We start from the raw sequence: 21,995 nt of genomic DNA, 5'->3' as shown, positions 1-21,995 counted from the left end.
GGGAAAGCCCTTCCCAAACGTCGCCGGGTTGGGGAAACTTCCGGTCGACCCCAAACCGCCGCCCCGTGTTTGGGACCAGGAGACTCATGCTCTCTCGCAGGACGTTGCTCTCCGGTGGTGCGGCCGCGGTTGTCGGCTACCACCTGCTCCCCGCTCCTTCGGCGTCGGCGGCTGCTGAATCCGCGTTGTGGCGTGAGTTCGTCAAGGCGCCCTACACGCACCCCCAGATCCCCAACATCTCCTTCGCGGGTTACCGCTACGGCGCCGAGCCGCCACGCGGACCCGTGCGCGCCAACGTCCTGGACTACGGCGCGAAGCGCGACGGCTCAGCCGACTCCGCGCCCGCGATCAACCGCGCGATCGCCGACGTCGGCCAGCGCGGAGGCGGTGTCGTCCTGCTGCCCGCGGGCACCTATCGGATCGACGACATCGTGCAGCTCGGCTACGACAACGTGGTGCTGCGCGGCGCGGGAAGCGGCAAGACGATCTTGCACGGCACGCGCTCGCTCGAACAGATCATCGGCATCAACCGCAGCCGCTACGGCTCGGAGAACTCGGCGTGGAGCTGGGCGGGCGGCATCGTGTGGGTCTGCCACCGCGACCGCTACCGGGACCTGACAGCCGCCATCAAGGCGAAGAAGTGGCCGATGGAGGGGTGGATCGGCAACGAGGGCGACAAGGCGTCGGTGATCACCACCGTGTCCGCGGCGGCGAAGCGCGGTGACTTCGAGCTGACCGTCTCTGACGGCAGTCGACTCGTCGCGGGGCAGCGGGTCCTGCTCCAGATCGACGACGACGCCGACTTCGGGCTGCTCAAGCACATGTGCGGCGACATCCCCGGTACCGCGAGCTACACCTGGGCCGACAAGGACAAGCTGCTGTCCTACCGCCCGTTCCAGTGGCCCGTGCGTGTCGAATCCGTGCAGGGCAACAAGGTTCGCCTTCAGCAACCGCTTCCGCTCGACGCACGTCTAGGGTGGAAGCCGCGCCTGACCACGCTCACCCCGCCCGTCGTCGGTGCTGGGGTCGAGGGTCTGACCATCCGCTTCGTGAAGACCCAGCGCCCGGCTCACTTGCAGGACAAGGGGTACAACGGCCTGGTGTTCCAGTGCGCGTGGGACTGCTGGGCCGATGACGTGTCCGTTGTGGACAGTGACAACGGGTTCCTCTTCGTGGCCTCGAAGAACGTCACGCTGCGCCGGACCAGGGTCGACGGCCGCGGCCAGCACCACTCGTACGCGTGCCGCGAGCAGGCGCACGACAACCTCGTCGAGGACTTCGCCATCGGCAAGTTCACCGAGCCCGCCCCGCCCGGCGCCGGGCACCACGGCATCAACGTCGAAGGGCTCTCGTGCGGCAACGCGTGGTCGCGCGGGCGGATGGCGGCCGGGACCTTCGACACCCACCGCGGCCTGCCGTTCCACAACGTGCGCACCGAGGTGGAGATCTTCAACGACGGCAACCACGGTGGCAGCGCCAACGCGGGCCCCTTGTACGGCGCCAGGTTCACGCACTGGAACGTCAAGGTCACCAACGAGCGCGCGGGCTGCGTGAAGATCGACCACGTCGCCCCGTGCAGCGCCACCGTCGGCATCTCCACCGTCCGCGAGTTCGGCCAGATCGACAAGCCCGACTTCACCGGCCCCCTCGGCTCGCGCATCGAGAGCTACGGCACCACCGCCGTCACCCCGCCCAACCTCCACCAGGCCCAACGCGCACTCCGCCTCCGTCGCCGAGGTTAGGGCGTCTTCAAGACCAGCAAACCCCGGGTGCGGCGGTCTTCAACGGTGCCTAACCCCCACTCGCGTGACCGGGGTTAGGCGTCGTTGGCGACCGTTTGAGGTGGGGTTTGTGGGTCTTGAAGACTGTGGAACGCGTGGTGGGCGGAGTTCGGCGGTGTGGGGGTTAGCCTGGGCGGGTGGCGTTGAGGAGGGCGGTCGACCCGCACGAGCTGCGTGAGGCGGTCGCAGCCGTGGTGCCGTGGCTGGACGGCGGACCACGGCCCGATCGCAAGGCGCTCGCGGCGGCGGTGCGGTTGAGCCTGCGCACGTTGGAGCTGGCCGCGCCGGGCCACAGCGTCGAGGTCAGGGTGCCGCCCTTCGCGGCCGTGCAGTGCGTTCCTGGGCCGAGGCACACCCGTGGCACTCCGCCGAACGTCGTCGAGACCGATCCGCAGACCTGGCTCGAACTCGTGCTGGGCCGCCTGACCTGGGGCGAAGCCCTCGACGGCGGACGCATCGACGCTTCGGGGACGCGCGCGGACGTCTCGCACTGGCTGCCGTTGGTGACCTTGAAACACTGATCCACAGATCGTTGTCCTGGCGCCGCTGCTCGGGAAGAGTGGCCGCGTGGCGGAACAGGTCAGTGTGCGAAGTGATCAGGGCGAGCGGCCGTCGTTCCGGCGGCTGGCCGTTGCCTGCGGGGTCGGAACCTCCCTTGAGTACTACGACTTTTTTGTTTACGGCACCGCGTCCGCGCTGGTGTTCGGGACATTGTTCTTCCGCGCGCAGGACCCGCTCGTGGCCACGATCCTGGCGTTCTCCACGTTCGCGGTCGGCTTCCTGGTGCGCCCGCTCGGCGCGATCGTGTTCGGCCACTTCGGCGACCGCCTCGGCAGGCGCCGGATGCTGGTGCTCAGCCTGAGCCTGATGGGCGTGACCACCGCGCTGATGGGCCTGCTGCCGACCTACGCGGCGATCGGTGTCGCGGCGCCGCTGATGCTGGTGCTGCTGCGCGTCGTGCACGGCTTCTCCGTCGGCGGCGAAGCGGGCGGCGCGGCGCTGATGGCGGTCGAGCACGCGCCGCCGGGCAAGCGCGGGCTCTACGGCAGCCTCGTCACGATCGGCTCGCCGATGGGTGCCTTCCTGGCCAACGGTTCCTTCGCGCTGGTGATGTTGCTCCCGTCGGAGGACGTGCTCTCGTGGGGCTGGCGAATCCCGTTCCTGGCCGGAGTTCTCGTTGTGCTGGTGGGTGTTTTCGCCCGCCGCAAGCTGCACGAGACGCCGGTCTTCCAGGACCTGTCGGAGAACAAGGCCACCGAGCGCATGCCGCTGATGACGGTGCTACGCAAAGACGGCAAGCGCGTTCTGCTCACCGCAGGTGTGAACCTCGGTTTCAACGCCTTCGTCTTCATCCTGTTCGTCTTTCTGCTCACCTACGGAAAGGAAGCGCTGAAGCTGCCGAGCTGGGTCATGCTCGTCGCGACGCTCATCGGCTGCGTCGTTTCGGTCGCCTGCATCGTCGGTTTCTGCGCGCTGACCGATCGCATCGGGCGCAAGCCCGTCATGCTCGGCGGAGCGATTTTCTGCGTGCTGTTCCCGTTCCCGTTGTTCTGGATGGTCGACACCGCGAACCCCACGCTGATCGTGCTCGCGGTGACCATCGGCTTCGCCGGGTCCTCGGCGATCTTCGGTCCGATGCTGAGCTACTTCTCCGAGCTCTTCGGCGCCGCGCACCGCTACACCGGAGTCGGCATCGGCTACCAGCTCGGCGCGGTGCTCGGCGGCGGTTTCTCCCCGCTGATCGCCACCTCGCTGCTGAAGGCGGGCGGCGGTTCGATGGCGGTCGCCTGCTACGTCGCGGCCGCGTCGTTGATCAGCGTCGGCTGCATGATCGCGCTGCCGGAAACTGTGCGTCGCGAATGACCGGAACGAGTTAAACCGATATTGCCCACCCGATCGCGGAGTCGCCGACCTTCGCGAGTGCCCGCATGATGATCGGTATGTCCCGACGCTTGCTGATCGTGCTCGCCGCGCTCGTCCCGTTCCTCGGTCTCGCGACGCCCGCGCTCGCCGCCGCCGAGGACCCCAAGGAGTTCTGCGCGGCCCAGTTCACCGACGAGGACCAGCAGAACGCGCGCTTCGTCGGCAAGGCGTGCCTCGTCCTCACCGACAAGAAGCTCAAGGTGGCCGTGAAGGGCACCTGCGTCTGGAACTACAGCTTCTACTGGGGAAAGCCGCTGAACTGCCGCACGGTGGACAGCAAGTACAAGCTCACCACGCCGCTCGGCGCCGCCGCCGACGCCTCGCTGAGCGGGCGCGAGAGCGGTATCGGCAAGGACCAGGTCGACGCGCTCGGCGAGGATTTTCCTTGCCTGGCAGGGAAGTACAAGCTCGACGTCTCCTACAAGGCGGAGATGATGGGCCTGTCCTTCCAGTGGTCCCGTTCGGTGACCAAGCAGCATCAGGTGGAGATCGAAGCCACGTGCTGATGCTGAGGTGACTCCGGTGGAGTGGTCGTCCGGTGCCTCCGGCCACTCCACCGGTCTTTTCCGGTGAACAGCACCGCGATTCCCGCAGCGAGCACGCCGCCGAGCGCGTTGTTGATCATGTCCTGCGTCTCGCAGGCGCCGAGCCCGGTCAGCCCCTGGAACAGCTCGATGCCCACGGCGATGCCGACGCAGGCGAGGGCGACCGGCAGGAACCGGCGCACCGCGAGCACGCCGAAGAAGGCGAACGGCATCAGCATCACGAAGTTCAGCCGCGCCCAGGAGCCGGTGAGCGAGAAGTCGTTGTGCCTGCACATCGCCCACGCCTCGCCGAGCGAATCGGCCCCGTACCGGTTGCCGCTGCGCACGAGGGTCGCGGCGAGCACCCCGCCGAGCGAGGCCAGCGAGAGCGCGCTGGCGATCTTGCGCCAGCCCAGCAGCCAGCCGAGCGCGAGGCCGACCGCGCCGAGCACCAGGCAGCCCACGAACGCCGCGAGAGCGACCTCGGGATTGCCGAAGATCCGCTCGAACAGGTCGAGGTCCCGTGTCAGGTGCCGCATGCGCCACCCCCTTTCGTTAACTCGGACGTGTGGTGCCGCCGGGCGTTGCCCACGCGTCGTTCGCAGGTCGGGGGTGGCGGGGTCCACAAAGACTGAGGGTCTCCTTGGCTCGAAGCACCGCCGCCGACACTTACACTTCAGGGGCAGTTCCACCCCGTCACGAGGGAGTTCTCGGTGCTCACCGACCCGACCCCATCGGAATCGGCCACACCCGACGCGCATCAGCACGACGATCTCGAGCGCGACATCCCGCGCGAGGAATGCGGTGTCTTCGGCGTGTGGGCCCCAGGCGAAGAGGTGGCGAAGCTCACCTTCTACGGCCTCTACGCACTTCAGCACCGCGGCCAGGAGGCGGCGGGCATCTCCGTCGGCGACGGCTCCAAGGTTGTCGTCTTCAAGGAGTTGGGCCTGGTCAGCCAGGTCTTCGACGAGCAGGTGCTGTCCTCGCTGCGCGGTCACGTCGCGGTCGGGCACACCCGCTACTCCACGACCGGCTCCACCACGTGGGAGAACGCCCAGCCCACCTTCCGCACCACCGCGACCGGCAGCGGCCTCGCGCTGGGCCACAACGGCAACCTGGTGAACACCGCCGAACTGCTGGCCAGGTGCAAGGAGCAGGGCGTCAAGGCGACGGCGGGCGCGACCAGCGACTCCGACCTGATGTGCGGCCTGCTCGCGGCGGCGGCCGCGGACACCGGCATCGAGCAGGCGGCGCTCGAACTGCTGCCCACGCTGCGCGGCGCGTTCTCGCTGTGCTTCTCCGACGAGTCGACGCTGTACGCCGCGCGCGACCCGCAGGGCGTGCGACCGCTGTGCCTCGGCCGCCTCGAACGCGGCTGGGTGGTGGCCAGCGAGACGGCCGCGCTGGACATCGTCGGCGCGTCCTTCGTCCGCGAGGTCGAGCCCGGCGAGCTGCTGGCGATCGACGCCGACGGCCTGCGCTCCACCCGCTTCGCCAACCCCGAGCCCAAGGGCTGCATCTTCGAGTACGTCTACCTGGCGCGCCCGGACACCGCGATCTCCGGCCGCTCGGTGCACGCCACGCGCGTGGACATCGGCCGCAGGCTCGCCGAGGAGCACCCGGTCGAGGCGGACCTGGTCATCCCGGTCCCGGAGTCCGGAACCCCCGCCGCGATCGGCTACGCGCAGGCGTCGGGCATCCCCTACGGCTCCGGCCTGGTGAAGAACGCCTACGTCGGCCGCACCTTCATCCAGCCGTCGCAGACCATCCGCCAGCTCGGCATCCGGCTCAAGCTCAACCCGCTGCGCGAGGTCATCCGCGGCAAGCGCCTCGTGGTCGTGGACGACTCGATCGTGCGCGGCAACACCCAGCGCGCGCTCGTGCGGATGCTGCGCGAGGCCGGTGCGGTCGAGGTGCACGTGCGCATCGCCTCGCCGCCGGTGAAGTGGCCGTGCTTCTACGGCATCGACTTCGCCTCGCCCGCGGAGCTGGTGGCCAACGGCCTCGACCTGGACGGCGTGCGGCGCTCGATCGGCTCGGACTCACTGGGCTACGTCTCGCTGGAGGCGCTGGTCGCCGCGACCGAGCAGCCGAGGACGCGGCTGTGCTCCGCCTGCTTCGACGGCGAGTACCCGATCCCGCTGCCGGACGACATGAAGATCGGCAAGCACCTGCTCGAAGGCATCGAGAAGGGTGTCGCCGGACCGGCCGCCCCGCTCTCACCCAGTGGCTACGGTGCCCAGGACGCACTGCAGCGCCCCTGATCAACCCACTTTGGACGGAGCTTCACGTTGATCGCCCACACGGACAGCCAGAAGGCCACCTACGCCGCGGCCGGGGTGGACATCGAGGCAGGTGACGAGGCAGTCGAGCGGCTCAAGCCCTGGGCGGAGAAGGCGACAAGGCCCGAGGTGCTCGACGGCATCGGCGGCTTCGCCGGGCTGTTCAAGCTGCGGCTGGACCGGTGGAAGGAGCCGGTGCTGGCCTCCTCGACGGACGGCGTCGGCACCAAGCTCGCGGTGGCGCAGGCCATGGACATCCACGACACCGTCGGCATCGACCTGGTGGCGATGGTTGTTGATGATCTTGTGGTCTGCGGTGCGGAGCCGTTGTTCCTCCAGGACTACATCGCCGTCGGCAAGGTCGTCCCCGAGCGCATCGCGCAGATCGTCAAGGGCATCGCGGACGGCTGCGTGCAGGCAGGCTGCGCGCTCATGGGCGGCGAAACCGCCGAGCACCCCGGCCTGATGGCGCCCGACCACTACGACATGTCCGCGACCGGCGTCGGCGTCGTCGAGGCGGACGCCGTGCTCGGCCCGGACAAGGTCAGGCCCGGCGACGTGGTGATCGCGATGGGTGCCTCCGGCCTGCACTCCAACGGCTACTCGCTGGCCAGGCACGTGCTGCTGGACATCGCCAGGATGCCGCTGACCGGGCACGTCGAGGAGCTCGGCCGCACGCTCGGCGAGGAGCTGCTGGAGCCGACCCGGATCTACGCCAAGGACTGCCTCGCGCTGGCCGCCGAGACCGAGGTGCGCACCTTCGCGCACGTCACCGGCGGCGGGCTCGCGGGCAACCTGGCCCGGGTCATCCCGCAGGGCCTGCTCGCCGAGCTGGACCGGGGCACCTGGACCCCTGCTCCGCTCTACGCCCTCATCGCCCAGCGCGGCCGGGTGGAGCGCGAGGAGATGGAGCGCACCTTCAACATGGGCGTCGGCATGGTCGCCGTCGTCGCGGCCGAGGACACCGATCGGGCGCTCGCGGTGCTGACCGCGCGGCACGTCCCCGCCTGGGTCATCGGCGAGGTCGGCAAGACCGCCGACGCCGACGCCCCGCGCGCCCTCCTCCGAGGCGACCACCCCCGCTTCTGACCGCACGCTGAAGCCCTGAACGACCCGTTTGGTGCCTTGAACGCACTGAACGGGTCGTTCAGCGCACTCAACGCACCAAACGCGGCGTTGGCGTTGGCGGCCCGTTCGGTGTGCGGGGGAGCCGGGGGTGAGCGACCATGCGGCGTGTGACCGGCCTCGCTGTTGCGGGAGTTCGGCAACCTCGCGGTGGGCCGCACCGTAGTAGCAGGTGACTGGAGGGAGAGCCCAGTGGCCGCTGATCGCGACAGCGAGTTCGCCGAGTACATGGAGAGCCGGGCGAACGTCATGCGTCGCACGGCTTATCTGCTGTGCGGTGACTGGCACCGGGCCGAGGATCTCGTGCAGATCGCGCTGACGAAGATCTACGTGGCGTGGCCGAAGCTGAACCGCAACGGTTCCGTCGACGCCTACTCGCGCCAGGTGCTGGTGCGCAGCGCCATCGACGAGTCGCGCAGGGCGTTCCGCCGCAGGGAGACCCCGGTGGACGCGCTGCCCGAGGTGCCCGCCGACGCCCGGCGGATCGACGAGGCGATGGACGTGCGCAAGGCGCTGGCGGCGCTGCCCGCCGGACAGCGCGCGGCCGTGGTGCTGCGCTACTGGGAGGACCTCTCCGTCGAGGAGACCGCGCGCGCGATGCGCTGCACGCAGGGAACGGTGAAGAGCCAGGCGGCCAAGGGGCTCGCCGCGCTGCGAAAGCTGTTGTCCCACACCGAGGTCTTCGACAACCCCGCCGGCAAGACCGTTTTCGAGGAGCAGCGATGAACCGCGAGTTCCGCGACGAGGACATCCGCGACCTGCTGGGCACGGTGGTGGGTTCCGAGCCGCCGATGAACATCGACCGCGCGAGCGTGATCCAGGCGGGCAAGCGCTCGCTGCGGCGGCGCAGGCTGGCGGCCGGAGCCGGGGTGGCCGCGGGCGTGGTCGCCGTCGCGCTCGGCGCCACCGCGCTGGCCGGGCCGAGCGCACTGTTCGGCGGACCCGACCTCGGCCCCGCCGGGCCGGGACCGACGATGACGAGCACCACCGGCCCCGCCTCGCCCGAGACCACGCGGCCGCCGTACAGCACCACCACGACCCGGACCTCGCCGAGCACCGACGCCCCCGCCGCGCGGATCGCCCTGCCCGCGAACGACCCGAAGACGGCATCGGTGCTGTCGCAGTACAACGCCGCCTACTCGGCCGCGAACCCGTTGCCGCACTGGGCGGAGCCACTGCCGCGAAACCCGAGGTTCGAGGCGGCAGACGGTGGGTTGCGGCTGGAAGCGGAGTTGAAGGACTCCCAGGGGCTCGGCGCGTTCCGGATCGAGGTCTTCAAGACCGTCAGCCCCAGCGTGGGGCAGCCGTGCCGATCGGCGAGCACCGCGGCTGTCGTGCTCACCTGTGAACCGGTCGACCTGGGCGAAATGCCCGACAGGCGGCGGGTGAACGGGTTCTTCAGCGCCATCAAGACCGCGGCGGAGATCACGCACACGATGACGATGTGGCGGCCCGACGGCATCGAGATCGTCGCGACGAGCACCAACACGCGCCTCGGCATCGGCGGGGTCAGCCGGGCGGGGCCGACGCTGTCCAAGGCCAGCCTGCGCCAGGTCGTGCTGACGCCCGGATTCGTGCCCTGGTGACGGTGTCGTTGACGGTTGGGGCGTCTTCAAGACCGGCAAACCCTCCTGTTGATCATCGTTGACCGCCTCAAACCCGGCAGGCTCACGAGGTTTGCTGTCGTTGGAGGCGGCTGGAGCGGGGGTTGGGTGGTCTTGAAGACCGGCGAACCCGGTGACTCGCAGGACTGACTAGGCGCGCCACCGGTAGCGGCGTTCGGGCCGCCCGGTGGTGCCGTAGCGCAGGCTGACGTCGGCGCGGCCGGAGCTGACGAAGTGCTCCAGGTAGCGGCGCGCGCTCACCCTGGACAGTTCGGTGGCCTCGGCGCACTCCGTCGCGGACAGGTCGCCGTCGCACTCGCGCAGCACGCGCTCCACGAGCCTCGCGGTCTCCTTGGTGAGTCCCTTGGGCATGGCAGCTCCTGAGGACGGGCGGCCGCCGAACATCTTGTCCACTGTGGACTGATCCATTGTGGACTGTTGTTGGCGCACGACGGAAAGATGTTCGAGCTGCGCGCGCAGGGCCGCGTAGGTGAACGGTTTGATCAGGTAGTGCAACACTCCACCGCGCATCGCCGAGCGCACGGTGTCCACATCGCGCGCCGCGCTCACGATGATCACGTCGGTGTCGCCGCCGAGCGCGCGCAGCTCCCGCAACACCTCAAGACCGTCCACGTCCGGCAGGTAGATGTCCAGCAGCACGAGATCCGGGCGCAGCGCCTCGACCTTGCGCACGGCGTCCTCGCCGGTGTGCGCGACGCCGACCACCTCGAAGCCGGGCGTGCGGCCGACGTAACCGCTGTGCACCTTGGCCACCATGAAGTCGTCGTCGACGACGAGCACCCTGATCACCGCGAACCTCCACCAGCCGCGAACCCCAGCCGTGCCGAGAAGACGGCTCCGCCATCGTTGCGCACGGAGACCTCGCCGCCCCGGCGCACGCAGATCTGCCGTGTCAGCGCGAGGCCGATCCCGCGCTGGCCCCCGTGTTCTGCGACCTTGGTGGTGAAGCCGTTGCGGAAAACCTCCTCGGCCAGCTCGGGGGCGACGCCGGGCCCGGAATCACGTACGCGCACGAGCACTTCGCGCTCGTTCTGCCGCAGGTCGACCTCCACCCAACCGCCGCCGCTTGGCAGGGCGTCGAGCGCGTTGTCGACCAGATTGCCCACCACGGTGACGAGATCGGCGGACAGCGCGTCGTCCAGTTCGCCCAGCTGGCTGTCCGCGCTGAGCCGCAGTCCGACCCCGTGCTCTGCGGCGAGGCTTGCCTTGGCGATGAGCAGCGCGGCGAGCGGGGCATCACCCACCTTCGCCACGACCTCGGCCGACCACGCCTCGTGGGCCCGGCTCGCGTGCGTCACGTAGCGCACGACCTCGTCGTACTCGCCGAGCTCGATCAGCCCGGAGATCGTGTGCAGCTGGTTGGTGAACTCGTGCGCCTGCGCCCGCAACGTGTCGCTGGTCTGCCGGTGCACGTCCAGCTCGTGGCGCAGCGCGGCCAGCTCGGTGCGGTCGCGCATGGTGATCACCGCGCCGATCTGCTGCTCGTGCGAGGAGATCGGCATCCGGTTCATGGTGAGCACCCGGCCGCTGCGCAGCGCGATCTCGTCCTGCCCGGACGTGCGCCCGGCGAGCACGTCGCGCAGCCGCTCGTTGAGCTCCAGCGAGTCCACCGGCCGGCCGACGCAGTCCTCCGCGAGGTCCAGCAGCCGCAGTGCCTGGTCGTTGACGAGGGTGATCCGGTTCTGCTGGTCGAGGCCGAGCACGCCCTCCTTCACGCCGCGCAGCACGGCCTCGCGGTGCTCGACGAGCCCGGTGATCTCCCTCGGCTCCAGCCCGAGCGTCTGCCGCTTGATCCACCACGACACCACCAGCGAGCCGCCGAGCCCGATCGCCGCCGCGATGCCCAGGTAGACCAGCAGATCACCGGGGGAGGAGGTGATCGTTTCCCAGGTGCTCGGCCGCGCCCTGCCCGCCGCGACCACGCCGAGCACCCGCCCGGCGTCGCTGATCACCGGCACGTGCGCGACCACCGCGTCGTCGACCACGCCGACCCAGGACCGCCCGGACAGCGCGGTGGAGTCGGCCAGCTTCTCACCGATCTGCGCGGGGTCCGGCGAGGTCAGCACGGTCCCGGCGGCATCGGTGATGATCACGAAATCCGCGCCGGACAGCGCGCGGGCGCTCTCCGCGAACGGCGGCAGCAACCAGTACCGCCGCACCTCGTCCTCGACACCCGTGCGCACGCCCGCGGTCGCCGCCACGTCCTCCGCGACGGAGAGCAGCCTGCTGCCCTCGGTGTCGCGGAACGTGGCGTGCGACTGCGCGATCGTGACCGCCCCGACCGCCCCGAGCAGGGCGAGCACGATCAGCAGCTGCAATCCGAACAGCTGCCGCGCGAGCGATCCTCGGAAACCCACCGGGCCACGGTAGTGCGCGCGGACTCAGCCAGCGGGTCGGTCGGGGATCTGCTTGACCAGCTCGCCCTCGCAGCGCTGGCCGACCGGCGGCATCGCGCCCTCGGTCAGGTAGCGGTTCACGTGCGTCCGCAGGCAGGTGTTGCCGTGCAGGTAAGCCGCATGACCGTCGCCGTGCCAGAGCGTGCGCGAACCCGGGAGCTGAGCGGCCACCGCCGCCGCGCCGATGGTGTTGGTGTTGTTGTCCAGGTCGCCGATGCCGACGAGCACGGGTGCCAGCTTCGCGGGACGCAGCGGCTTCGGCGGGTAGCTGGGCTTACCGGGAACGCCGAGGCAGCGGCCCAGTTCGAAGCGCCCTTCGATCCAGCCGAAGCGCGGCGCTGCGGCCTTCAGACGCTTCTCGATGCCCAGGAACTCCTGGTAGCTCGGGATCTTCGGCAGGAAGTCGTGGCACAGGATCTCCGTCTGAACGCTGCCGAACCCCTCGATCGGCGCGTTCTTCAGATCCGTCAGGAACCGCCCGGCATCACCGTCGCGGGCCTCGGCGAGCGCCCTGGTCAGGCGGGGCCAGACTGGCGGGGAGAGTCCGACAAGAGCACCCGCGTAGAGGTCCTTGACGGTCACCTTCACGCCTGGTCCGGCGCTGGGAGCGGGCAGCGGGGCACGGGCGAGCAGCTCGTCCCACAGATCGGAGACCTTGATGCCCTTGACCATGCAGCCCGCGCGCTCGGCGCACCAGGCATCGAGGTGGTCCCAGTGCTTCTCCTGGGCGACCGCGTAGTTGCGCAGCCAGGTCTCCAGTTGGGGCTGCGTGTGGTCGGCGACGCCGTCCAGGTACATCCGGTCGACGCGCTGCGGGAACAGGTCGATGTAGGCCTGGCCGTACGTGGTGCCGTAGGAGTTGCCGAAGTAGCGCAGTTTTTCGTCGCCGAGGGCCGCCCGCAGCGCGTCGATGTCGTGGGCGACCTGCCACGAGGTGAGGCCTTCGAAGGCGGGACCGGCGGCCTCGCGGCAGCTCGCGTCGTACTTGGCGTTGGCCTCCGCGTGCGCGCGCCACTGGGCCTCGGTGTCGGCGAAGACGAGGCCGTTGGTGGGCGGCGGTGCCACGGCGCACTTCACCAGAGTGCTGCCGGGCGTCCTGCCGAGCCCTCTCGGGTCGAACATCACCACGTCGAGGCGCTCGGTCAGCTGGTCGAGCATCGACTTCACCGGCGGCATGCCCGAGAGCGGGAAGGCCGTGGTGTTGCCCGAGCCGAAGTTGGCCAGCAGCGAACCCACGCGGCGCCCGGGGTCCTTGGCCCGCGCCCGCACGAGGTCGAGCGGGATCTTGGGGCCGCCGGGGTTCTTCCAGTCGGCGGGGACCTCGAACGTGGCGCACTGCAGGCCCTGTTCACAGTCCCGCCACTGGATTCCCGGCGGCGGTGCGGCTCCTGCGCCCGGCGTGGCCAAGCCCGTCGTGACGAGCACGGCCACGGCGAGCGCGCGGATACCTCGTGCCATGACTCCTCTTCTCCCCGGTCACACGTCGGTCCACAGTGGACTTTGCTTGCTGTGCAACGATTCTTGTCGTTAACGTGTGTCGCTGCCATCTGCCTTTCGGCATATATCCCCCGGGAAAGGTGTGTCATGGCCCCAGGAAACCGGTTGTCACCGTGGACCCGCGATGTCGTGCTCGCGGTGCTCGTCCTGGCGCTCACCCTCGGACTGCCCGCGCTCGATTTCGTCGCCGGGGTGGACGACCGGGTGCCCCGCGACGGGCTGTGGCTGCTCCTGGCGGTCGCGGCGTGCGCGCCGATCGCGTTGTGCAGGCGGTTCCCGTTGTCCGCGATCACCGTTTCCGCGCTCGTCACGCTCGGGTCCGTGCTCGTCGGGCACACCGTGTCCCCTTGGCCGGTGGCGATCGGTGCTTATCTGGTTTCCTACCACTGCGAACGGCGCTGGCTGCCCGTGCTGGCGGCGGGTGCGGTGGTGTGGATGCTGACCATGACCGCCGTGCTCAGCGGTGGGTTGCTTCCGTCGAACGTGCTCACCAGCACGGGATTCGCGCTCATGCCGGTGTCCTTCGGCTACGCGCTGCGGATGCACCGCGACCACGCGCGCCAGCTCCAGCGGCTGCACGTCGCCGAGCAGCAGCGCGCGCGGGCGGAGGAGCGGGCGCGGATCGCGCGGGACGTGCACGACGTCGCTGGACACCACCTGAGCGCGATCCGGTTGCGTGCCATGGGCGGTCGCCGTGAAGCCGACGGCGATGACGCGCTGCGCACGATCTCCGAGCTCTCCGCCGAGGCGCTCGGCGAGATCCGCGGCCTCATCGAAGGGTTGCGCGAGGACGAACCCCGGCTGAACGAGTTGCCCGCGCTGGTGGAGCGGCTGAGCTGTCCGGACTTGACGGTGACCGTCAAGCTCGACGATCTGCCGAACCCGCCGGAGAAGGTGCAGGGGTGTGGCTACCGGATCGTCCAGGAGGCGCTGACCAACGTGGTCCGGCACTCCAGCGCGCACCAGGCCTCTGTCGATGTGCGCGTGGTCGGCGAGGACCTGGTGATCACCGTGGAGGACGACGGCGTGGGTGCCGATACGGTGGTCGAAGGCAACGGGTTGCGCGGTATGCGCGAGCGCGCTGAGCTGCTGGGCGGCTCCGTGGTCGCAGGGCCGCGAGATCCACGTGGGTGGCTGGTCAAGGCCGTTCTGCCGGTGAAACGAGGACTCGGATGATTCGCGTGCTGGTCGCTGACGACCAGGCCGCCGCGCGCACGGGGCTCCGCCTGCTGCTCGACGGCGAACCGGACATCGAGGTGATCGGCGAGGCCGCCGACGGGCACGACGTGGTCGCGCTGACCGAGCGCCGCCGCCCCGACGTGGTCTTCACCGACCTGCGGATGCCGAGGATGGACGGGCTCACCGCGATCAGCCGGGTCTGCGCGCTCGACCCCGCGCCCTCGGTGATCGCGCTGACCACCTTCGACACCGACGAGTACCTCTTCGGAGCGCTCCAGGCCGGGGCGGTCGGGTTCGTGCTCAAGGACAGCGAGCCCGCGCTCTTCGTCGACGCCGTCCGCGCCGCCCACCAGGGCCAGGGGCTGATCGACCCGCAGGTCACGCGGCGGGTGGTGCGCCGCTTCGCGCAGACCTCCCCGCGCCCGGCCACCCCCGAGCTCGCCGAGCTGACGCCGAGGGAGGTCGAGGTGCTGCTCAGCCTGGCGCGGGGGCTCAGCAACGCCGAGATCGCCGAGGAGCTGTTCATCAGCGCGGGCACGGTGAAGATCCACATCGCGCGGGTGCTGGCCAAGCTCGGGGTGTCCACCAGGGTGCAAGCCGTGATCTACGCGCACCGGCACGGGCTCGTCACCTGGGACTGAGCCCGTGTCGGCCGGTCGGCTGATTGTCGGCTCGGCGGGGGATTACTACTGTTCGCACCGACCCGACGCGCGGAGGGCTCGTGAAGAACCTGAAGACCTTCGCGCTCGTGCTGCTCGCATCCGTCGTGGGACTGATGGTCGCGCTGCGGTTCTCGGGGCTTCCCGACGTCGCGGTCTGGCGCACGGACAAGCTGCTGGAGATCCTGGCCAACCTCGCCGCCGCCGTCGGGTTCGTGATCACCGCCCGCCGAGCGCCCGGCACGGACCGCCGTTGGCGGGTGCTGCTCGCCGTGGCCGCCGTGTTCCGGCTGGCGTTCTGCGTCAGCTACTTCTGGGTCGACCTCTCCGGCGGCAGCCTGCGCGCCGCGCTCAGCTCGGCCCCGGCGATCTTCACCGCGAGCACCCTGCTCACCCTGGCCGCCGTGCTGGTGCTGGCGCGCCGCAACGGCCCGACGCCGCGCCGCTCCAGCTCGCGCGACCGCCTGCTGTTCTGGTTGGACGGTCTGATCGTCACCAGCTCGGCCGTCGTGCTCAGCTGGGTCACCGCGCTGCAACCGGTGCTGATGGACCACGAGCGCGTGCTCAGCCCCGCGATCCTGATCAGCAGGCCGATCGAGTTCCTGGTGCTGCTGGTGATCCTGATGGCGCTCTCCCGCAAGCGGCAGGAAGAGCGCCAGATCGCGATGTTGTTGGTGTGCATGGGTTTCTTCGCCCAGATCTGCGGATCGTGGGGCCTGGGCTACCTGATCCCCAAGGGCGTTCCGTTCGAGACCGTGCGCTTCCTGGCCGACATCACCTTCGTGTGCGCGGGCGTGTTCTACGCGCTGACCCCGTGGGTCCCGGTGCGCAGCCGCGACAGCGGGCCTCGGCGCAAGGCAGGGCTCGCCGACCACATGCACTTCGTCGCGCCGTACCTGCCGGTGCTGGCGACGCTGATGTTCATCGGCCTGTCCACCGCGGTCGGCGCCAGGCTCAGCGCCGGGGAGACCTACGTCGAACTCGGCGTGGTCGCGATCGTGCTGGTCCGCCAGTTCGTCACGATGGTCGACAACGAGCGCCTGGTCCGCCGCCTCTGGGACCACCAGAGGCGCCTGCGCTACCAGGCCTACCACGACGCGCTCACCGGGCTGCCGAACCGCATCGCCTTCCGCGAGCAGCTCGAACGCCTGCTGGCGCACCCCGGAACCGAGCCCGCCGTGCTCTTCGTGGACCTCGACGACTTCAAGATGATCAACGACCGGCACGGTCACGCGGTCGGGGACCGGGTGCTGGCCGGGATCGCCGCCCGGCTGCGCGCAGTGGTGCGCCCGCCGGACCTCGTCGCGAGGCTCGGCGGTGACGAGTTCGGCGTGATCCTCGTCGAACCCGGCCCGCGCAGTCGGGACATCGGCGCGAAGCTGCTCGCCGAGCTGTCCAAGCCCTACAGCGTCGACGGGGTGGAGCACACGGTGCGCGCGAGCGTCGGCGTCGCCAGCGCCGCTGACGCGCGTGAGGTGGAAGGCACGGCCGATGCGGCGGACCAGTTGCTGCGCTTGGCCGACAGCGCGATGTACCTGGCGAAGAACCGGGGCAAGGGAACGCTAGCCGTCCACATGGCGACGTGAGGACGGGATGAGCGCGTTCAGCGTCGAGGTCATGCCGGCCAGGCGCACGCGGTGGCCGCTCGGCGGCAACGCGGTGAGCACCGTCCGAGCGTGAGCGGCGTGCTGCTCCGCCATCCGCATCGCGGTGCCGCACGCGTCGGTGCGCCGCACGATCTCCACGAGCTGCGGTAAGCGGTCCGGCGCGGATCGCGATGCGAGCAACCGTTCGATCCGCGCGCGGTCGCGTGAGCCGGCCGCGTCGTGGGCGAGCAGCACGGGCAGCGAGAGCCTGCGCACGCGCACGTCGCCGCGCCCGTCCCTGGTCACCGCTTCGACGTTGCGCTCGTAGGTCTTGAGGTCCTCGCGGATCTGGTAGGCGAGGCCGAGCCCGTCGCCGAACTCCGCCAGCGCGTTGGTCTGCGCCGGGGTCGCGCCGCTGAGCACCGCCCCGACCCGGCACGCGGCGGCCAGCGGTGCGGCCGTCTTCAGCCGCGCCATCCTGAGGTAGCCGTCGAGTCCACTGTGGAGGGTGTGGGCCAGCTCCATCTCCGTGCCCCTGCACGAATCGAGCCCGGTGCTGGCCTGGATGCGCATCGCCTCGGTCACCCGCTCCGGCGGCACGCCCCGGTCGACGCACTCGCTGAGCGCGCGGAACCACTCGAAGAGCAGCGCGTTGCCCGCGACGATCGCGTCGGCGGCGGGGCTGACCGCGCGGTGGATGAGCTCCTCCTGCACCAGTCCGCCCACGTGCGAGCACTCGAAGCCGACCGCGGCGGGCAGGATGCGGACCGGGTCACCGCCGACCGCCATGGCCGACTCCAGCACCAGCATCGGCCGCAGCAGCCTGCCCGGCGGCTGCGTCGCGCCCCGTGGCCAGCGCCGCCCGCACTCCCGCACCACCATGTCGGCCAGGTCGGCGTTCATCGCCGTCCCGGGGACAGGAACAGGGTGGGGGCTGGCTCGGCGGGGCGAGGCACAGCGCCAAGGTGGTGTGCCCCGGCGGCCCGGTCAATCCTCGCGCGGGGGCTTTCACCCGAAACGGTGGGCTTTTTTCGCGTTCCGGTCCGCTCACCGGACAGTCCACTATGGATTTCCGGGTTGTGAACACAACGACCACAACGATCGCTGCGCACGCAAGCGCGACGTTCGCGCGTGCTTCACCGCAGGATGTGCTCACTCAACGGAGAGGCGGGGATCACCGTGCGGGTCCGCAACTGGCTGGCCGCGGTGGGAGCCGTGGCGGCAGCGCTGCTGGTGCCACCGCTGCTCACCTCCGGAGCGGACGGTGACGCGGGCGCTCAGCTGCGCGGGCTGCGGGTGCTGGTGCCCAACGCGCCGGGCGGCGGCTACGACACCACCGCCCGCACGGCGGCCAAGGCGATGGAGGACGCGGAGCTGATCCGCAACGCCGAGGTCTTCAACCTGCCGGGAGCGGGCGGGACCGTCGGGCTCGGCAGGATCGTGAACGAGCGCGGCAACGGCAAGCTGGTGATGTCGATGGGCCTCGGGGTCGTCGGCAGCGTGTACACCAACAAGTCGCCGTCCTCGTTGCAGGACACCACGCCGATCGCCAAGCTCACCGAGGAGCCCGACATCGTCGTGGTGAGCAAGGATTCCCCGTACCAGAACATCGGCCAGCTCATCGCGGACTGGAAGGCGAACCCCGGCGCCGTTCCCGTCGGCGGTGGCTCGTCGCCAGGAGGCCCCGACCACCTCGCGCCCATGCTCATGGCGAAGGCGGTCGGACTTGCCCCGAGGACCGTGACCTACGTGCAGTTCGACGGTGGCGGAGAACTGCTCGCCGCGGTCCTCGGGCGCAAGATCTCCTTCGGAGTCTCCGGGGTCGGTGAGTACGCCGACCAGATCAAGGCCGGTTCGCTGCGCGTGCTCGCGGTGACCGGGCCCACCCGCATCCCCGGCGTCGACGCTCCGACGCTGAGCGAGGCCGGGATCGACGTGAAGTTCACCAACTGGCGCGGAATCGTCGCCCCGCCAGGGATCTCCGACAAAGAGCGGGCCGCGCTGGTCGAGCTCTTCCGGCAGCTGCACGACACCCCGCAGTGGCGCGAGGCGGTGGCGCGCAACGGCTGGACCGACGCCTACGCCCCCGCCGAGGAGTTCGGCGCGTTCCTGACCGCCGAGAACGCCCGCGTCGCCGCCGTGCTCAAGGAACTGGGGCTCGCATGACCGAGAGGCTGAAGCAGCACTCCGAGCTGTGGGTGTGCGCTTTTCTGTTGCTGCTGGGCGGTGTGGTGCTCGTGGACGCGATCAGCATCCCGGCGAACTTCACCCAGCGGGGTCCGGTGGGGCCGAAGGCGGTGCCGTTGCTCGTCGGCGGTCTGCTCGTGCTCGTGTCGGTGCTGCTCGCGGTGGACGTGCTGCGCGGTGGCAAGGGCGAGGCCGAGGCGGGGGAGGACGTCGACCTCGACGCCCCGGCCGACTGGCGCACCGTCCTGCTGCTCGCCGCCGCGTTCCTGGCGAACATCGTGCTGATCAACCTCGTGGGTTTCCCGGTCTCCGGCATGGTGCTCTTCTGGGGCTCGGCGTACGCGCTGGGCAGCCGCAACCACGTCCGCGATCCCCTTGTGGCAGCGGGACTCTCGATCCTCACCTACGTCGTCTTCAACAACCTGCTGGGAGTGCACCTGCCCGGTGGCCCGCTGATGGGGGTGCTCTGAGTGGACACCTTGACCCAGCTGCTCAACGGTTTCGGCACGGCGCTGACCCCGGTCAACCTGCTGTACGCGGTGATCGGCGTGCTGCTCGGCACCGCGATCGGCGTCCTGCCGGGGATCGGGCCCGCCATGGCGGTGGCGCTGCTGCTGCCGGTGACCTACGGCCTCGACCCGACCGGCTCCTTCATCATGTTCGCCGGGATCTACTACGGCGGCATGTTCGGTGGCTCCACCACCTCGATCCTGCTGAACACCCCCGGTGAGACCGCGGCGGTGGTGACGGCGATCGAGGGAAATCCCATGGCGCGCAAGGGAAGGGGCGCCCAAGCCCTGGCCACCGCCGCCATCGGCCACTTCGTCGGCGGGCTCATCGGCACCACCCTGCTCGTGCTGCTCGCGCCGTTCGTCGCCTCGGTCGCGGTGGACATCGGCGCCCCCGACTACTTCGCGATCATGCTGCTGGCGTTCATCGCGGTGACCTCGGTGCTCGGCGGCTCCAGGATCCGCGGCTTCGCGTCGCTGCTGATCGGCCTGGCCATCGGGCTCGTCGGCCTCGACGAGATGACCGGCCAGCAACGGCTCACCTTCGGCTCCCTCCAGCTCGCCGACGGCATCGACGTCGTCGTGGTCGCGGTCGGCCTGTTCGCGATCGGCGAGTCCCTGTGGGTGGCCGCGCACCTGCGCCGCAAGCTGGCTCAGCCGATCCCGGTCGGCCGTCCGTGGCTCGGCCGCGAGGACCTGCGGCGGTCGTGGAAGCCCTGGCTGCGCGGGCCGCTGATCGGCTTCCCGTTCGGCGCGATTCCCGCTGGTGGCGCCGAAATCCCGACGTTCCTGTCCTATGTGACCGAGCGCAAGCTCTCCAAGCACAAGGACGAGTGGGGCAAGGGCGCCATCGAGGGCGTCGCCGGTCCCGAGGCCACCGCGAGCGCCTCGGCCGCGGGCACGATGGTCTCGATGCTGACGCTCGGCCTGCCGACGACGGCCGTCGCCGCCGTCATGCTCGTGGCCTTCCAGCAGTTCGGCATCCAGCCGGGACCGCTGCTGTTCCAACGGGAATCCGCGCTCGTGTGGGCGCTCATCGCGAGCATGTTCATCGGCACCGTGCTGCTGCTCGTGCTCAACCTGCCGTTGGCTCCGGTGTGGGCGAAGCTGCTGCGGCTGCCGAGGCCCTACCTCTACGCGGGCATCCTGTTCTTCGCCAGCGTCGGCGCCTACGCGGTCGGCGGCGAGGTGCTGGACCTGGTGATCCTCCTCGTCATCGGGCTGCTCGGCTTCATGATGCGGCGCTTCGGGCTGCCGGTCCTGCCCGCGGTGCTCGGCGTGATCCTCGGCCCCAACGCCGAGCAGCAGATGCGGCGCGCGTTGCAGATCAGCGACGGCCACCTCTCCGGCCTGGTCAACACCACGTTCTCGGTGATCGTCTACGCCGTCATCGCGCTGATCCTGTGCTGGCCGCTGCTGCGCAAGTTCCGCACGTGATCGCCGTCACTTCCTGAACCGGGCAACCCCTGGCGCGTCCTGCCTCGTATCGAGGGGCGAGACCGTTTTGGAGGCCCAGTGACCGATCGCGACGCCGAGTTCGTCGAGTTCGTCCAAGCCCGTGGCGTCGCTCTGCGGCGCACCGCGTTCCTGCTGTGCGGTGACTGGCACCGCGCGGAGGACCTGGTTCAGGCAGCTCTGATCAAGCTGTTCAAGTCGTGGCACAAGATCCAGAAAGACGGGTCCGTCGATGCCTACGCGCGCCAGGTGCTTGTGCGAACCACGATCGACGAGTCGCGGAGGTTCTGGCGTCGGCGGGAGCGCGCGTCCGCCGAGCTGCCGGAGGTGGCCGTACCCGCGGTGAGCACCGAGGAGGCCCTCGATCTGCGGAGGGCCCTCGCCCAGTTGCCAGCCAGGCAGCGGGCCGTCGTGGTGCTGCGGTTCTGGGAGGACCAGTCCGTCGAGGAGGTCGCGAACCTGCTCGGCTGCGCCCAGGGAACCGTGAAGAGCCAGGCGTCCAAGGGCCTGGCCGCACTGCGAAAAGTGCTTGCCGATCAGCGGGACTACGCGGTTCTGGAGGTACAGCGGTGAGCCACGAGGAGCTGACCGACATGAACGAGTACGCCGAGGCCCACCAACTGCTGGGTCGCGCGCTCGGAGAGGAACCCACTTTGAACTTCCACCCCACGACCGTTCTCGCTGCCGCCAAGCGCAGCGTCGCCCGGGGCCGCGCGTGGGCCGCCGGCGGTATCGCGGCGGGCGTCGTCGTCATCGGCATCGGCGGGGCCGCGCTGGCCTCCCCCTTCGGCGGCGCGGACGCCCCGCCCGCGGGCGGAGTGCCGACGACGAGCGCGCCGCCGTCGTCGACCATCACGGTCAGCCCCACCGGCACGGTGCGCCCGACCACCGTGCGCCCCACCACCACGGTGAGCCCCGACCCCACCACCGGCCGCCCCGTTCCCACCACCACGCGGGTCGAGCCCACCACGCCGAACCCCACCACGCGCCCGGAGACCACCGCGACCACCCGCCCCGAACCCCCGCACACCACCAGCCCCGGCACCCCTCCCCCCACCACCCGCTAGACCCCTCATCCCCCCTCGCCGCCACTCAGTCCGCTCAGTCGCGGCTGAAGCCCTGAACGACCCGTTCAGTGCGCTCAACGCACCAAACGACCCGTTCAGTGCGTTGGGAGCCCTGAACGACCCGTTCAGTGCGCTCAACGCACCAAACGACCCGTTCAGTGCGTTGGGAGCCCTGAACGACCCGTTCAGTGCGCTCAACG

At 70.1% G+C, this 21,995-nt stretch carries 21 protein-coding genes; 16 read left to right on the top strand and 5 right to left on the bottom strand.

Translation table 11 applies throughout. The features are described from left to right. Positions 1 to 86: 86 nt before the first annotated feature. From ABD798_RS12320 to ABD798_RS12305, 4 genes are all read left to right on the top strand, one after another. The gene (locus tag ABD798_RS12320; protein WP_344873896.1) at positions 87 to 1,742 is read left to right on the top strand and encodes a glycosyl hydrolase family 28-related protein; all 1,656 of its coding nucleotides are present in this window, start codon (positions 87 to 89) and stop codon (positions 1,740 to 1,742) included. Positions 1,743 to 1,918: 176 nt separating this feature from the next. Then, on the top strand, positions 1,919 to 2,302 hold the full coding sequence (locus ABD798_RS12315; protein ID WP_344873894.1) for a sterol carrier family protein: 384 nt from the start codon (positions 1,919 to 1,921) through the stop codon (positions 2,300 to 2,302). A gap of 46 nt (positions 2,303 to 2,348) precedes the next feature. Further along, on the top strand, positions 2,349 to 3,644 hold the full coding sequence (locus tag ABD798_RS12310) for an MFS transporter (RefSeq protein ID WP_344873892.1): 1,296 nt from the start codon (positions 2,349 to 2,351) through the stop codon (positions 3,642 to 3,644). 77 nt (positions 3,645 to 3,721) lie between these two features. Then, entirely contained in the window at positions 3,722 to 4,210 is a 489-nt protein-coding gene (locus tag ABD798_RS12305) for a hypothetical protein (protein WP_344873890.1), read from the top strand. Here ABD798_RS12305 and ABD798_RS12300 read toward each other — a convergent pair. Further along, a complete protein-coding gene (locus ABD798_RS12300; RefSeq protein WP_344873888.1) occupies positions 4,183 to 4,767 on the bottom strand; it encodes a VanZ family protein in 585 nt (194 codons plus the stop codon). The genes ABD798_RS12305 and ABD798_RS12300 overlap by 28 nt on opposite strands. 246 nt (positions 4,768 to 5,013) lie before the next feature. Here ABD798_RS12300 and purF point away from each other — a divergent pair, with 246 nt between their 5' ends. The 4 genes from purF (at position 5,014) to ABD798_RS12280 (ending at position 9,221) form a co-directional block, all read left to right on the top strand. Beyond that, positions 5,014 to 6,492, top strand: coding sequence for an amidophosphoribosyltransferase (purF, locus tag ABD798_RS12295; protein ID WP_344874027.1), 1,479 nt, complete (start codon positions 5,014 to 5,016; stop codon positions 6,490 to 6,492). 27 nt (positions 6,493 to 6,519) lie between these two features. After that, positions 6,520 to 7,599 (top strand): phosphoribosylformylglycinamidine cyclo-ligase, encoded by a 1,080-nt coding sequence (purM, locus tag ABD798_RS12290; RefSeq protein WP_344873886.1) that lies wholly within the window; start codon positions 6,520 to 6,522, stop codon positions 7,597 to 7,599. A gap of 228 nt (positions 7,600 to 7,827) precedes the next feature. Beyond that, complete coding sequence (locus tag ABD798_RS12285; protein WP_344873883.1) at positions 7,828 to 8,361, top strand: SigE family RNA polymerase sigma factor; 534 nt, start codon at positions 7,828 to 7,830, stop codon at positions 8,359 to 8,361. Continuing rightward, positions 8,358 to 9,221 (top strand): hypothetical protein, encoded by an 864-nt coding sequence (locus ABD798_RS12280; RefSeq protein ID WP_344873881.1) that lies wholly within the window; start codon positions 8,358 to 8,360, stop codon positions 9,219 to 9,221. Before ABD798_RS12285 ends, ABD798_RS12280 begins: the two co-directional genes overlap by 4 nt. Before the next feature lie 168 nt (positions 9,222 to 9,389). On the opposite strand, the gene ABD798_RS12275 is transcribed toward ABD798_RS12280, so the two are convergent. Genes ABD798_RS12275 through ABD798_RS12265 form a run of 3 tightly spaced genes read right to left on the bottom strand, consistent with a single transcriptional unit; the run spans position 9,390 to position 13,114 of the window. Beyond that, a complete protein-coding gene (locus ABD798_RS12275) occupies positions 9,390 to 10,049 on the bottom strand; it encodes a response regulator (protein WP_344873879.1) in 660 nt (219 codons plus the stop codon). Further along, positions 10,046 to 11,617 carry a sensor histidine kinase gene (locus ABD798_RS12270; RefSeq protein WP_344873877.1) on the bottom strand — a complete coding sequence of 524 codons (1,572 nt, stop codon included), beginning with the start codon at positions 11,615 to 11,617 and terminating at the stop codon, positions 10,046 to 10,048. The genes ABD798_RS12275 and ABD798_RS12270 overlap by 4 nt, the downstream gene beginning before the upstream one ends. Positions 11,618 to 11,641: 24 nt before the next feature. Further along, positions 11,642 to 13,114: an alpha/beta fold hydrolase gene (locus ABD798_RS12265; protein WP_344873875.1), complete on the bottom strand. Its 1,473-nt coding sequence runs from the start codon at positions 13,112 to 13,114 to the stop codon at positions 11,642 to 11,644. A gap of 126 nt (positions 13,115 to 13,240) precedes the next feature. Between ABD798_RS12265 and ABD798_RS12260 the strand changes: the two genes are divergently transcribed. From ABD798_RS12260 to ABD798_RS12250, 3 genes are all read left to right on the top strand, one after another. Further along, the gene (locus tag ABD798_RS12260) at positions 13,241 to 14,329 is read left to right on the top strand and encodes a sensor histidine kinase (RefSeq protein WP_344873873.1); all 1,089 of its coding nucleotides are present in this window, start codon (positions 13,241 to 13,243) and stop codon (positions 14,327 to 14,329) included. After that, entirely contained in the window at positions 14,326 to 14,973 is a 648-nt protein-coding gene (locus ABD798_RS12255) for a response regulator (RefSeq protein ID WP_344873871.1), read from the top strand. Before ABD798_RS12260 ends, ABD798_RS12255 begins: the two co-directional genes overlap by 4 nt. A gap of 80 nt (positions 14,974 to 15,053) precedes the next feature. Continuing rightward, entirely contained in the window at positions 15,054 to 16,577 is a 1,524-nt protein-coding gene (locus ABD798_RS12250; protein WP_344873869.1) for a diguanylate cyclase domain-containing protein, read from the top strand. Here the strand turns inward: ABD798_RS12250 and ABD798_RS12245 are convergent. Then, positions 16,554 to 17,480 carry a polyprenyl synthetase family protein gene (locus ABD798_RS12245; RefSeq protein ID WP_344873867.1) on the bottom strand — a complete coding sequence of 309 codons (927 nt, stop codon included), beginning with the start codon at positions 17,478 to 17,480 and terminating at the stop codon, positions 16,554 to 16,556. The genes ABD798_RS12250 and ABD798_RS12245 overlap by 24 nt on opposite strands. A 243-nt stretch (positions 17,481 to 17,723) precedes the next feature. Between ABD798_RS12245 and ABD798_RS12240 the strand changes: the two genes are divergently transcribed. From ABD798_RS12240 to ABD798_RS12220, 5 genes are all read left to right on the top strand, one after another. Next, the gene (locus ABD798_RS12240; protein WP_344874025.1) at positions 17,724 to 18,743 is read left to right on the top strand and encodes a Bug family tripartite tricarboxylate transporter substrate binding protein; all 1,020 of its coding nucleotides are present in this window, start codon (positions 17,724 to 17,726) and stop codon (positions 18,741 to 18,743) included. After that, the gene (locus ABD798_RS12235; RefSeq protein WP_344873865.1) at positions 18,740 to 19,234 is read left to right on the top strand and encodes a tripartite tricarboxylate transporter TctB family protein; all 495 of its coding nucleotides are present in this window, start codon (positions 18,740 to 18,742) and stop codon (positions 19,232 to 19,234) included. Before ABD798_RS12240 ends, ABD798_RS12235 begins: the two co-directional genes overlap by 4 nt. After that, positions 19,235 to 20,710, top strand: coding sequence for a tripartite tricarboxylate transporter permease (locus ABD798_RS12230; protein ID WP_344873863.1), 1,476 nt, complete (start codon positions 19,235 to 19,237; stop codon positions 20,708 to 20,710). It begins immediately after the preceding gene. Positions 20,711 to 20,788: 78 nt separating this feature from the next. Then, positions 20,789 to 21,301, top strand: coding sequence for a SigE family RNA polymerase sigma factor (locus ABD798_RS12225; protein ID WP_344873861.1), 513 nt, complete (start codon positions 20,789 to 20,791; stop codon positions 21,299 to 21,301). Continuing rightward, positions 21,298 to 21,795, top strand: a complete 498-nt coding sequence (locus ABD798_RS12220; protein ID WP_344873859.1) for a hypothetical protein — start codon at positions 21,298 to 21,300, stop codon at positions 21,793 to 21,795. The genes ABD798_RS12225 and ABD798_RS12220 overlap by 4 nt, the downstream gene beginning before the upstream one ends. Positions 21,796 to 21,995 lie beyond the last annotated feature (200 nt).

Origin of the sequence: Allokutzneria multivorans, from assembly GCF_039537405.1 — a bacterium.
In the GTDB taxonomy this organism is placed as follows: Bacteria; Actinomycetota; Actinomycetes; order Mycobacteriales; family Pseudonocardiaceae; genus Allokutzneria; species Allokutzneria multivorans.
The sequence above is the reverse complement of the archived record's forward strand: the minus strand, read 5'-3'. Positions and strand labels throughout refer to the sequence as shown.